We start from the raw sequence: 11,963 nt of genomic DNA, 5'->3' as shown, positions 1-11,963 counted from the left end.
GGCCCAGGCCGCGCCGCACCGCCCCCGGCAGCGCGGCCACCCCGGCCGCCCCCAGCAGCGGCAGCGCGAGGAGCAGGCACAGCACCACCGGCCAGCCCGGCGCCAGCTCAGGCCGTGCCGGTCCGGCCAGTGCCGCCACCGCCGCCAGACCGCCCGCCAGCGCGGCGCCGGACGCGGCCGGCACCCGCCAGGCCACCGCCACGCCCAGCACCGCGCACCCCCCGACCAGCAGCGCCGGATCCGCGGCAGCGGCCGCAGTCCCCGCCGCCAGCCCCGGCAGACCGCACAGCAGCGCCCCGGCCCCGCAGACCGCGGCCAGGACCCACACCGCCGGCCCCGTCCAGGCCGCCCGTGCCCGCAGCGCCGCCGCGGAGCCCCCGAACACCGCCAGGGCGCAGTCCAGGGCCGCCGTCGCCAGCAGCGCCCACCCGAGCCCCATCGGCCCCTCCGCCGACGCGAGCGCCGCCAGCGGCAGCGGGAGCTGCGCCGCGAGCACCGCCCCCGCGGCCGGGACCGCCAGCCTCGGCAGCAGGGCCCCGTACGCCGCCCACACCACGGCCAGCACGGCCGACGCCCCGGCCGCGTACGCCGTGCCGCCGGTCCCCGGCAGGGCCACCGCGTGCAGCGCGTACGCGTCCAGCACCGTCAGCAGCAGCCCGACCGCCGCCACCGACTCGGCCGTCGACCGCAGCCCGCGCCGCAGCAGCAGCGCCGGCGCGCCCAGCGCCGCCGCCGACACGGCGCCCAGCACCGCCGAGCGCCCCCCGATCCCGAGGGAGCCCCAGCTGACCAGCGTGAACGCGAGGGCCGCCACGGCCAGCAGCACCGCGCCCAGCGTCAGCAGCACGTTCTGCGCACCCGGACCCGAGGCCTCCGCCGTACGCACGGTCTGCACCACCGGCACCCGGCCGGCAGCCGTCCCGGAATGCGCCCCGGACCGAGCCCCGGACGCCATCGCGAACCGCAGCAGCCAGGCCCGGCGGGCCAGCAAGTACCCGCGCCGGGCGTCGAGTTGCGCCAGCTCACGGTCGATCAGCGCCAGCTCCTCGGCGGGCGGCAGAGGCATGTTCATGCTCGGAGTGTGGCCCCGCTCGCGCCCCGCGGACATGGGTGCGCGTACTCAGATCCGCGCTGAGTACACCCCAGCCCCCGCCGACAGGCCAGACTGAAGCCATGGACCGCAGCCGCCGCGGCCGGTGGAGCCGCTACCGCTTCCGCAGCCTGTGGGACCTCGACGCCCCGCCCGAACGCGTCTACGCCGTACTGGAACAGGCCGACGACTACGGGAGCTGGTGGCCGCAGGTCCGCCGTACCGAGCGGATCGACGCGCACAGTAGCGCACTGCGCATCCGCTCCACCCTCCCGTACGAGCTCCGCATCACCGCCTCCGAGGTTCTGCGCGACCCCGCGCGCCGGATCCTGGAGGCCGCCCTCCAGGGGGACGTCGAGGGCTGGGCGCGCTGGACCGTACGCCCGCGCCCGGGCGGCGGCGGGACGCGCGTGCTGTACGAGCAGGAGGTCGAGGTGCGGCGGCCCCTGCTGCGCCGCCTGTCGCTGCCCGCGCGGCCGCTCTTCCGGCTCAACCACGTGCTGATGATGCGGGCCGGACGGCGCGCCCTGGCCGCCCGGCTCGCAGCCGGGCCGGACGCGGTTTGGACCTGACCCCGTGCCTCTTGTATTGTTCAGTGCGTTCCCGGGCGATTAGCTCAGCGGGAGAGCACTTCGTTCACACCGAAGGGGTCACTGGTTCGATCCCAGTATCGCCCACCGGGAGAGGCCGGTCCGTCATACGACGGACCGGCCTTCCGCATGTGCGGCCCCACCGCCTCGCGCTCACCGCCTCACGCCGCGCCTCACGCCGCCGTCGACACCTCCGGCCGCAGCGGCCAGTGCGGATCCACCGCCTCCGGTGTCCCCTGCCGCGCGAACCACGCCTGCAGCCCGCGCGCCTGTGCCGCGTGCCACACGGCCTGCAGCGTGTGCAGTTCGGCCGGCGAGAGCCTCTCCAGCCGGCCCGCGAACCGGCGGCCCACCGCCCGTACGACCTCCAGCGAGGCCAGCGCGTCCGCCGCCGCGTCGTGCGCGCCGTCCAGCTCTATCCCGTAGTGCTCGCACAAGTCCGTCAGCGTGCGCCGCCCCTTGCGGTACCGGTCCAGGTGCTTGTCCAGCACCCGCGGATCCAGCACCGTCAGCGGCCGGTTGTCCAGGTACCGGGCCAGCGAGGACGCCCGGTGCCGGCGCAACTCCCGGTCCAGCAGCGTCAGGTCGAACGGCGCGTTCATCACCACCACCGGACGGCCCGCGACCTGCTGCTCCGCCAGCGCCCGGGCTATCTCCTCCACGACCGGCGCCGGCCACCGGCCGTTGTGCTGGAGGTACTCGTCCGTCAGGCCGTGCACCTCCGTCGCCTCCGGCGGAACCGGCACCCCCGGATTGACCAGCCAGCGCGTCTGGCGGACCCGGCCGCCCGCGCACTCCTGCACGACGAGAGCGGCGGACACGATCCGGTCCTGCTCCACGTCCACCCCGGTCGTCTCCGTGTCGAATGCGGCCAGCGGGCCCTCGTACCAGCGTGTCATGGCGAACTCCTCGTCCCCGATCGGCAGATGGGGCGTACGTCGAACACGCCACCCTTGCCCGAATCGGTGATACCCGGCCCGTTTGCGCCGTACGCCGTTTGCGGCCCGCCCGCTGGGGAGACAACCACCTTGGGGGACCGCACACATGACCGGCCGTCACCCCGCCCGCTCTCATCCGGCCAGAGCCCGCAAGGGCATGGGGAGCATCCGGCCATGGCACTCACACAGCCCGAACCGGGCGGGGTGCTGCAGGGGCGCACGGGTGCGCGCGACCAGGCGCGCCCCGCACCGCTGCGCGGCACACTCGCCACCACCGCCTGCATGGAGACCCTCCAAGTGGGATACCTGCACGCCGTCGCGGCCGCCGCCGGCTGCTCGCTGTCCCAGCCCTTCCCCGACAACGGCATCGACTGGCAGGTCAGCCACGGCGCGCCCGAGCACGTCGTGGACGACGAGGTCACCATCAAGGTGCAGCTGAAGGCGACCTACCAGATCCCGCCCGAACCACCCGGGCCCACCTTCGCCTTCACCCTGGACAACGACCACCTGGTGAAGCTGGCCCGGACCCCGGTCGCCGTCCACAAGATCCTCGTCGTGATGCTCGTCCCGCGCGAGCGCGACCGCTGGCTGTCCGCGGGGCACGACCGGCTCGACCTGCGGCACTGCTGCTACTGGACCAACCTCGCCGGGCACCCCGTGACCGGCCGGCGCCGCACCACCGTCCGGATCCCCACCACACGGGTCTTCGACGACCGGGCGCTGTGCGAGATCATGACCCGCGTCGGGTCGGGAGGGACACCTTGATGCACCGGCCGCCACCGCGCCTTCAGCCGCCCGCCGCCCTGCCGGAGTTCGGTGGCCGCCCCGCCCCGGGAGTCCCCGACCCCGAACGGGTCGACCCGGCTGTGTTCGGCGTCCTGCTGCGCCGGCACGGCTGGCAGCGCCGCGGAGGCGCAGCCGGCATCTACGGACGGTGGACGCCGCCCGCGGCCGACCCGGCGGCCCGCACGGGCACCAGCCTCCTCGTCCCGGAGAGCCGCGCCTTCCCGGACTGCACCGACCTGCTCGAAGAGGCGCTCGCCGCGCTCGCCCGCGGCGCCCTGCCCTGCGCCCGCGAGGTGCTCCACGGGCTGAACGTGCCCAGCGACGAGATCCGCTGGGAGCGGCAGAACCCCCAGATCGTGCGGATCCCCGGCCGCAGCCCGCGCGCCCTGGCCGTGGAGGACCACCTGCGCGCGGCCGCCCACAGCCTGCTGCTCGCCGGGGCGCTGGCGGCCCGGTCCACCGCCGGGTACTACGGGGCCCGGCACCGCCGCCAGGCCGAACGGGACCTCGACGGGGTGGTGGCCGGGCCGTCCTCCGACGGGGGCCGGCTCACCGCGTACCTGCCCGTCGCCGGCGGCCGCGGCACCCTGACCCGGCTGCACCACGCCCTGCACGCGGCCCGCGAAGCCGTGGACTACCGGCGCACCACCGGCGGGATGGAGGCCTTCGACGCCGCGGTCCAGGCCGGGGTCAGCCGGGAGCTCTCCGACGCGCTGATCGAGCTCGTGAGCGGGTCGGAGGGCGCCCGGATCGCGCTGGCCTGGGCGCCGGCGGCCGGGGCTCCCGCCGGGTGCGCGGCCCGGCCCGAACCGGTGGAGTTCTCCCCGGGGGACCTGCCCGCGCTGCGCGAGGCCTCGGCGCGCTACACCCGGGACGAGCCCTCGGTCCCGGTGCAGGTCACCGGGACGGTGGTCCGCATGCGGCGCACCACACCCGCGGCCGGCGGGTCGGTCCGCCTGCAGGTGCTGTCCGGGGCCGACGTACCGCAGGTGCGGATGGCCCTGGACGAGCGGGCGTACCGGATCGCCGGGCACGCCCACCTCGCCGGAGTGCCGATCAGGGTCACCGGGCTGCTCCAGCGGCGGGGCGGCTTCCGCAGCGTCGCCGAGATCGGCGACGTGCGGGCCGTCCCCCTGGACGAGGCCCAGCGCGACCGGCTGATCAAGTCCATGGACGAGTCCCTCGACCCGTCGGACGTCCTGTCCGCGGACGACTGAGCGCTCTGCGGGAGGTGCCGCGAGGGCCCGGCGACCGTCTGCGGCCCGGTCGTGGCCGGTCGATCAGTTCCCCGCGCCCCCGCGGGGCGCTGCCGGACCGCCGCCGACCCCGCCGCGGCCGCTCGGCCGACGCCGCGCCTGGCCGGTGACCGGCCCTCCGGCCGCCGGGCCGGTGCGCGGGGCGAGGGTGAAGGAGGCCATGAGCAGGCCGGGTGCGGGGGAGAAGTCCGCCCCGCGGACGAAGCCGAAGCGCTCGTACAGGGCCACCGCCGGAGCGTTCGCCGCACCCGTCGACACCCTCACCGGCCGGTCGGCCGGGACCTCCGCCAGCAGGGCCCGCAGCAGCAGCGAGGCCACGCCCCGCCGGAACCAGGCCGGGTCCACGCACAGCCGGTCCACGCAGACCGAGCCGTCCGGCTCCCGCTCCCAGGCCAGGAACCCGGCGAGCGGGCCGTCCGACCCCTCCGCCGACCCCTCCGCTCCGGCGCCCGCCGCCCCCAGCCAGCGCAGCGGCCGCTCCCGCAGCTCGGCGAGGCTCTCGCGCAGCGCCGGTATGCCGTCGAAGCCGATCAGCCGCGCCTCCACCGCGTACGCCGCCCTGCCGATCCGGTGCACGGCGGCGGCGGTCGCGTCGTGGCCGAGGTCAAGGGGCCCCACCGGCCCGGTCGTCGTCGCCATGCCCCCACGCTAGCGAACGGGAGGTCGCGCCCCGCACGGAAATCAGCGCGGGAACAGGCATAACCGTTTCGCGGGCGGGCCGCCGCTCTCGGTACGATTCAGTCGCGCAGCGTTCGCTGTGGCATTCCTTCAGTCAGGAGAAACCGGTGTCAGACGTCCGTGTGATCATCCAACGCGATTCCGAGCGGGACGAGCGCGTGGTGGCCACGGGCACTACTGCCGCCGACCTCTTCGCCGACGAGCGCACCGTGATCGCCGCGCGCGTGGCGGGCGAGCTCAAGGACCTCTCCTACGCGGTCCGGGACGGCGAGACCGTCGAGCCCGTGGAGATCTCCTCCCCGGACGGCCTCGACATCCTGCGCCACTCCACCGCCCACGTCATGGCGCAGGCCGTGCAGGAGCTCTTCCCCGAGGCCAAGCTGGGCATCGGCCCGCCGGTTCGGGACGGCTTCTACTACGACTTCGACGTCGCGAAGCCCTTCACCCCCGATGACCTCAAGGCCATCGAGAAGAAGATGCAGGAGATCCAGAAGCGCGGGCAGAAGTTCTCCCGCCGCGTGGTCACCGACGAGGCCGCCCGCGAGGAGCTCGCCGACGAGCCGTACAAGCTGGAACTCATCGGCATCAAGGGCTCGGCCTCCACCGACGACGGCGCGAACGTCGAGGTGGGCGCCGGCGAGCTGACCATCTACGACAACCTGGACGCCAAGACCGGCGAGCTGTGCTGGAAGGACCTCTGCCGCGGTCCCCACCTGCCCAGCACCCGCAACATCCCGGCGTTCAAGCTGATGCGCAACGCGGCCGCCTACTGGCGCGGCAGCGAGAAGAACCCGATGCTCCAGCGCATCTACGGCACCGCGTGGCCGTCGAAGGACGAGCTGAAGGCGCACCTCGACTTCCTCGCCGAGGCCGAGAAGCGCGACCACCGCCGCCTCGGCACCGAGCTGGACCTCTTCTCCATCCCGGACGAGATCGGCTCCGGCCTGGCCGTCTTCCACCCCAAGGGCGGCATCATCCGCCGGGTCATGGAGGACTACAGCCGCAAGCGGCACGAGGAGGAGGACTACGAGTTCGTCTACTCCCCGCACGCCACCAAGGGGCAGCTCTTCGAGAAGAGCGGCCACCTGGACTGGTACGCGGAGGGCATGTACCCCCCCATGCAGCTCGACGGTGGTACCGACTACTACCTCAAGCCCATGAACTGCCCGATGCACAACCTGATCTTCGACGCGCGCGGGCGCTCGTACCGCGAGCTGCCCTTGAGGCTGTTCGAATTCGGCACCGTGTACCGGTACGAGAAGTCCGGCGTGGTCCACGGCCTGACCCGGGCCCGCGGCTTCACCCAGGACGACGCGCACATCTACTGCACCCGCGAGCAGATGGCCCAGGAGCTGGACCGCACCCTCACCTTCGTGCTGAACCTGCTGCGCGACTACGGCCTGACCGACTTCTACCTGGAGCTGTCCACCAAGGACCCGGAGAAGTTCGTCGGCTCGGACGAGGTCTGGGAGGAGGCCACCGCGACCCTCCGGCAGGTCGCCGAGAAGCAGGGCCTCCCGCTGGTCCCGGACCCGGGCGGCGCCGCCTTCTACGGTCCGAAGATCTCGGTCCAGTGCCGCGACGCCATCGGCCGTACCTGGCAGATGTCGACCGTCCAGCTCGACTTCAACCTGCCGGAGCGCTTCGACCTGGAGTACACCGCGGCCGACGGCTCCCGCCAGCGCCCGGTCATGATCCACCGTGCCCTGTTCGGCAGCATCGAGAGGTTCTTCGCGGTCCTGCTGGAGCACTACGCCGGCGCCATGCCGCCGTGGCTGGCTCCGGTCCAGGCCGTCGGCATCCCGATCGGCGACGGGCACGTGGACTACCTGAAGGAGTTCGCCGCCGAGGCGAAGAAGAAGGGCCTGCGGGTCGAGGTGGACGCCTCCTCCGACCGCATGCAGAAGAAGATCCGCAACCACCAGAAGCTCAAGGTCCCGTTCATGATCATCGTCGGGGACGACGACATGGCCGCGGGCACCGTCTCCTTCCGCTACCGCGACGGTTCGCAGGAGAACGGCATCCCGCGCGACGAGGCCCTCGCCAAGCTGGTGAAGGTCGTCGAGGACCGCGTCCAGGTCTGACCGGACGCCGTGCGCCTACTGAGGGGCCCCCGGGGAACTCCCGTTCCGCGGGGGCCCCTTCTCGTCCCGCTCGAAGACCTGGATGAGCCAGGAGGAGAACGAGCCCGTCACCGCGCCCAGCAGCGTCAAGCCGAACGCCATCACCACGGCGGCGATCGAGCGGCCCATCGGCGTCACCGGGACCACGTCCCCGTACCCGATCGTCGTCAGCGTCTCGCACGTCCACCACACCGCGTCCCCGAAGGTGAGGATGCTCGCCCCGGGGGCGTACCGCTCCTGCTGGTACACCGCCAGGGCACCGGTGAAGCCCAGCAGCAAGGCCGAGGTCCCGGCGTACGCGACCACCCGCGCGTACAGCTCCATCCGGGGACGGTCCCGCCGGCGCTGCAGGGCCGCGTAGATCTGCACCAGCCGCAGGGGGCGCAGCATGGGCAGCACCAGGACCAGGGTGTGGAGCCAGTTCGAGCGCAGGAAGCGCAGCGGGGGCAGGCCGCTCAGTGCCATCCGGACCAGGTAGTCCACGGCGAAGCACAGCCAGGTGAGGCCGATGACGGCGAGTGCGATGCCGTGCAGCCAGCTTTCCGTCGGCGGGACGAGGACGTGGACGGCGTAGGCGGCGAGGAAGAGCAGCGAGGCGATCAGCAGCGGGACCTCGGTCAGGGCCTCCCAGCGCTGCCTGCGCTCGTCCGATACTTCGTGCATCCGGCCAGGATCCCCGCCCGCAGGCCGATCTCCGCCCCGACGACACGCCGCGCGAGGGCAAGGTCATATGCTGCATCACATGACGACTCAGCCGGAGCAGCAGAACGGCGTCGGGACGCAGGACTCGTTCCAGCGGCTGTGGACGCCCCACCGCATGGCCTACATCCAGGGCGAGAACAAGCCCACCGGCCCGGAAGCCGGGGACGGCTGCCCCTTCTGCGGGATCCCGGAGATGTCCGACGGGGACGGCCTGATCGTCGCCCGCGGCAGGCACGTCTACGCCGTGCTGAACCTCTACCCGTACAACGGCGGCCACCTGATGGTGGTCCCGTACCGCCACGTGGCCGACTACACGGAGCTGGACGCGGCCGAGACGGCCGAGCTGGCCGACCTCACCAAGCGGGCCATGGTCGCGCTGCGCAAGGCCTCCGGGGCCCACGGCTTCAACATCGGCATGAACCAGGGCTCGGCGGCGGGCGCGGGCATCGCAGCGCACCTGCACCAGCACATCGTCCCCCGCTGGGGCGGGGACACGAACTTCATGCCCGTCGTCGGCCACACGAAGGTGCTCCCGCAGCTCCTCGCCGACACCCGGCAGATGCTCGCCGACGCCTGGCCGAACGACTGAGCCGGAAGGACCCGGGTGGTCCGGAGGCCGGCCGTGCGCCGCCCCCGGACCACCCCTCCGCGCCGCTCGGCGGCGAACCGCCCGGCCGACCCCCGCCGGACGGCGGTTTCACGGCCGGACCTCCCGCGGAGCGCTTACGCGTCGTAGACGTCCGCCTTGCGCGGGGACGCGTCCTGGACGAGGCCGCTGACCACCATCGACCGGTTCCCGAAGCGCTCGGTGTCGACGCCGTTCTCGTCCAGGACCCGCATCGCGGCGGCGTGGACGGCGCGCAGGACCGGGGTCGCGGCGCGCATCGCGTCGTCGGCCATGAAACGGTGGCGCCACGGCTGGCCGGCCCACACGTGGCGCGCGCCGAAGGGCTCGGGCAGCACCAGCTTGCCGCCGAAGTAGTCCAGCAGCGGCGGGTACCAGGTCAGCGGCGCCCGGACGGCGAGCCGGACCACCTCCTGGGCGTCGACGAGGGGCAGCGGGCGCTCCACCGTCTCCCAGAACCTGATCGACTTGGGGACCTCCACCACCGGGGGCTTGGACTTCGTGCCGAACAGGCCGTGGACCGGGCCGAGGGCGTGGCCGGTGACCTCCACCCGCAGCGTCTTGTAGAGCACCGTGACCGTGACCAGCATGGTGATCACGAGCTGACCGTCCCACAGCGGGTACTGGATGCCCAGGTAGTGCCGGTTCCCGCCGCTGAACTGCTGCTCGTTGCAGATGCGGGTGATCTCGTGCGGCTTGACGAGGAAGGTGTCCACGTCCGCGCCCGACGGACGGGTCACCTCGCCGGCCCCCTCGCCGATCGGGGCGACGATCCAGTGCTGGACGGACGCGGGCGGGAGGCCGCCGGTGTGCAGGGGGCCGCGCTCCAGCTTGCGCAGCTCGGTGTCGATGGCCCGTATGACGTCCCAGCTGCGGAACGGGTGGATGTCCGCGCCCTCCGTCTTGGGAACCAGCTCCTCGGCCAGCTGCCAGCTGCCCCAGCGGGTGCCCATGCCCAGGATCCCCTTGGGGCCCGCGTAGAAGACCGCGTTGCTGCGGTTCTCGGCGGTGAGCTTGGCCAGGGCGTGGCGCAGGTCCTCGCGGGCCTTCTCGTCGGGGTTGCCGGGCACCGCCTCGGGGATCTTGGCGCCGACGCCGCCCCCCGAGAGCAGGCCGTCCCAGCGGGAGCGCAGGTCGGCGGCGGTGGACTCGCAGATCCGGCGGGCGAGGAACCAGCCGAGCGCCGGCGCGATGACCATGCCGCGCAGGTAGAGGCCGAGGAACCCGTCGAACGGCAGCCGGAACATCATGACGGCCGCCACGACACCGATGCCGACCAGGACGAGCGTGCTCATCCAGGACGCGTACTTCTCGCTGCCCACGAGGGTCTTGCGGAGCTGGAACAGGCCGAGCCACAGCAGCAGGCCGGGCAGGAACACCACCCCGGCGACCAGCATGATCAGGCGCAGCTTGCGGTCGCGCTCCTTGCGGATGTGGGAGGCGGCCAGACAGTGCTCCACCACGGTCTGCGGGTCGGCGCCGAAGGACTGGATGATCGGCTTGCGTCCGGCCGGAAGCGTCCGGGCCTCCACGGCGCGGCAGAAGGCCTCGCCGAGGTTCGGCTCGAAGAGGGAGATTCTCGGGGCCTTGACGGTGGAGGAGTGGTACTCGTTGTTGGCGTCGAGTATCGAGGACAGCTTGGTGTCCTTGCCCCCGTCGCGGTAGGCCGCCGAGGCGAGGGCGTTGGTCGCGGCGGTCTGGCCGCCACCGCCCTGGAGTGGGATCTGCGCCCCGGGCCTGAAGTCGAATCCGTCGTCCGCCACCGCTGCCCCCATCGCTGTGCGTTGTGCTGTTGTGCCGCGCGGATGAGCCTATCGGCGTATCTGCCCCCACGGTCATGGGACAGGGAAATGCCGCCCGCCGCAAGAGGCTTGGACGGGCGGCTCCCCGGTCCTACGTCAGAGTGCTTCCCTTCTCCAGCTGTTCGCGCACCTTTTCGGCGATGTGCGGCGGCATCGGTTCGTGGCGGGCGTAGTCGCGGGTGAAGCTGCCCGTGCCGTGCGAGACGGAGCGCAGGTCGATCGCGTAGCGGCTGATCTCGATCTCGGGGATGTCGGCGCGGACCAGGGTGCGCCCCTGGGCGGCCTGCTCGGTCCCCACGACGCGGCCGCGCCGGCCGGCGAGGTCGCTCATGACGGGGCCGACGTAGTCGTCGGGCACGAGCACGGTGAGCTCGGCGACGGGTTCGAGGAGGTGGATGGTGGCCTCGGCGGCGGCCTCGCGCAGGGCGAGCGCGCCGGCGGTCTGGAAGGCGGCGTCGGAGGAGTCCACGGAGTGGGCCTTGCCGTCGAGGAGGGTCACCCGGATGTCGACGAGGGGGTAGCCGGCGGCCACGCCGCGGGCGGCCTGGCTGCGGACGCCCTTCTCGACGGAGGGGATGAACTGCCGGGGCACGGAGCCGCCGACGACCTTGTCGACGAACTCGATGCCGCTGCCCGGCGGGAGCGGCTCGACCTCGATCTCGCAGATGGCGAACTGGCCGTGGCCGCCGGACTGCTTGACGTGCCGGCCCCGGCCCGAGGCCTTCGCCCCGAAGGTCTCGCGCAGGCCGACCTTGTGGGGGACCGGGTCGACCTGGACGCCGTACCGGGTGCGCAGGCGTTCGAGGGCGACGTCCTGGTGGGCCTCGCCCAGGCACCACAGGACGAGCTGGTGGGTGTCCGGGTTCTGCTCCAGCCGCATGGTCGGGTCCTCGGCGACGAGGCGGGCCAGGCCCTGGGAGAGCTTGTCCTCGTCGGCCTTGCTGTGGGCCTGGATGGCGACCGGGAGCAGCGGGTCGGGCATCTGCCACGGCTCCATGAGCAGGGGCCGGTCCTTCGCGGAGAGGGTGTCGCCGGTCTCGGCGCGGCCCAGCTTGGCCACGCAGGCCAGGTCGCCCGCGACGACGTGGGTGAGCGGGCGCTGCTGTTTGCCGAAGGGGGAGGTGAGGGAGCCGATGCGTTCGTCGACATCGTGGTCCTCGTGACCGCGGTCGGTCAGGCCGTGGCCGCTGACGTGGACGGTCTGCTCGGGGCGGAGGGTGCCGGAGAACACCCGCACGAGGGAGATGCGGCCCACGTAGGGGTCGGAGGAGGTCTTGACGACCTCGGCGACGAGGGGGCCGTCGGGGTCGCAGGTGACGGCCGGGCGTTCCGCGCCGTCAGGAGTGGTGACGGGGACGGGGGCGGTTTCGAGG

At 73.3% G+C, this 11,963-nt stretch carries 10 protein-coding genes, 1 tRNA gene and 1 pseudogene; 6 read left to right on the top strand and 6 right to left on the bottom strand.

The window, feature by feature from the left end:
- Positions 1-1,072, bottom strand: a pseudogene (locus HYE82_RS27130) (hypothetical protein); the annotation flags it as partial.
- 101 nt (positions 1,073-1,173) lie between these two features.
- Here HYE82_RS27130 and HYE82_RS27125 point away from each other — a divergent pair.
- Positions 1,174-1,662: an SRPBCC family protein gene (locus HYE82_RS27125; protein ID WP_179176794.1), complete on the top strand. Its 489-nt coding sequence runs from the start codon at positions 1,174-1,176 to the stop codon at positions 1,660-1,662.
- A 33-nt stretch (positions 1,663-1,695) separates the two neighbouring features.
- Positions 1,696-1,767 (top strand) — tRNA-Val (locus HYE82_RS27120).
- Between the two features lie 86 nt (positions 1,768-1,853).
- On the opposite strand, the gene HYE82_RS27115 is transcribed toward HYE82_RS27120, so the two are convergent.
- Positions 1,854-2,579, bottom strand: coding sequence for a 3'-5' exonuclease (locus HYE82_RS27115; protein WP_179176793.1), 726 nt, complete (start codon positions 2,577-2,579; stop codon positions 1,854-1,856).
- Positions 2,580-2,792: 213 nt separating this feature from the next.
- Here HYE82_RS27115 and HYE82_RS27110 point away from each other — a divergent pair, with 213 nt between their 5' ends.
- Together HYE82_RS27110 and HYE82_RS27105 are read left to right on the top strand one after the other, a co-directional pair.
- Positions 2,793-3,383, top strand: a complete 591-nt coding sequence (locus HYE82_RS27110; RefSeq protein WP_179176792.1) for a DUF4365 domain-containing protein — start codon at positions 2,793-2,795, stop codon at positions 3,381-3,383.
- The gene (locus HYE82_RS27105; protein ID WP_179176791.1) at positions 3,383-4,621 is read left to right on the top strand and encodes a hypothetical protein; all 1,239 of its coding nucleotides are present in this window, start codon (positions 3,383-3,385) and stop codon (positions 4,619-4,621) included. The genes HYE82_RS27110 and HYE82_RS27105 overlap by 1 nt, the downstream gene beginning before the upstream one ends.
- A 63-nt stretch (positions 4,622-4,684) precedes the next feature.
- Here HYE82_RS27105 and HYE82_RS27100 read toward each other — a convergent pair whose 3' ends face one another.
- Positions 4,685-5,299, bottom strand: a complete 615-nt coding sequence (locus HYE82_RS27100; protein WP_179176790.1) for an N-acetyltransferase — start codon at positions 5,297-5,299, stop codon at positions 4,685-4,687.
- A 146-nt stretch (positions 5,300-5,445) separates the two neighbouring features.
- Between HYE82_RS27100 and thrS the strand changes: the two genes are divergently transcribed.
- Positions 5,446-7,422: a threonine--tRNA ligase gene (thrS, locus tag HYE82_RS27095; protein WP_179176789.1), complete on the top strand. Its 1,977-nt coding sequence runs from the start codon at positions 5,446-5,448 to the stop codon at positions 7,420-7,422.
- Positions 7,423-7,437: 15 nt separating this feature from the next.
- On the opposite strand, the gene HYE82_RS27090 is transcribed toward thrS, so the two are convergent.
- Positions 7,438-8,124 carry a potassium channel family protein gene (locus HYE82_RS27090; protein WP_179176788.1) on the bottom strand — a complete coding sequence of 229 codons (687 nt, stop codon included), beginning with the start codon at positions 8,122-8,124 and terminating at the stop codon, positions 7,438-7,440.
- 67 nt (positions 8,125-8,191) lie between these two features.
- Between HYE82_RS27090 and HYE82_RS27085 the strand changes: the two genes are divergently transcribed.
- The gene (locus HYE82_RS27085; protein ID WP_179176787.1) at positions 8,192-8,752 is read left to right on the top strand and encodes an HIT domain-containing protein; all 561 of its coding nucleotides are present in this window, start codon (positions 8,192-8,194) and stop codon (positions 8,750-8,752) included.
- Between the two features lie 134 nt (positions 8,753-8,886).
- Here HYE82_RS27085 and HYE82_RS27080 read toward each other — a convergent pair whose 3' ends face one another.
- Positions 8,887-10,563: a hypothetical protein gene (locus HYE82_RS27080; RefSeq protein WP_218783110.1), complete on the bottom strand. Its 1,677-nt coding sequence runs from the start codon at positions 10,561-10,563 to the stop codon at positions 8,887-8,889.
- A gap of 118 nt (positions 10,564-10,681) precedes the next feature.
- Positions 10,682-11,963, bottom strand: a 1,282-nt coding sequence (locus HYE82_RS27075) for an EF-Tu/IF-2/RF-3 family GTPase (RefSeq protein ID WP_256987755.1), incomplete at its 5' end; no start/stop codon positions are given.

Source organism: Streptomyces sp. BR123, assembly GCF_013401435.1.
GTDB lineage: Bacteria > Actinomycetota > Actinomycetes > Streptomycetales > Streptomycetaceae > Streptomyces.
This window is presented reverse-complemented; position numbering and strand designations above follow the sequence as displayed.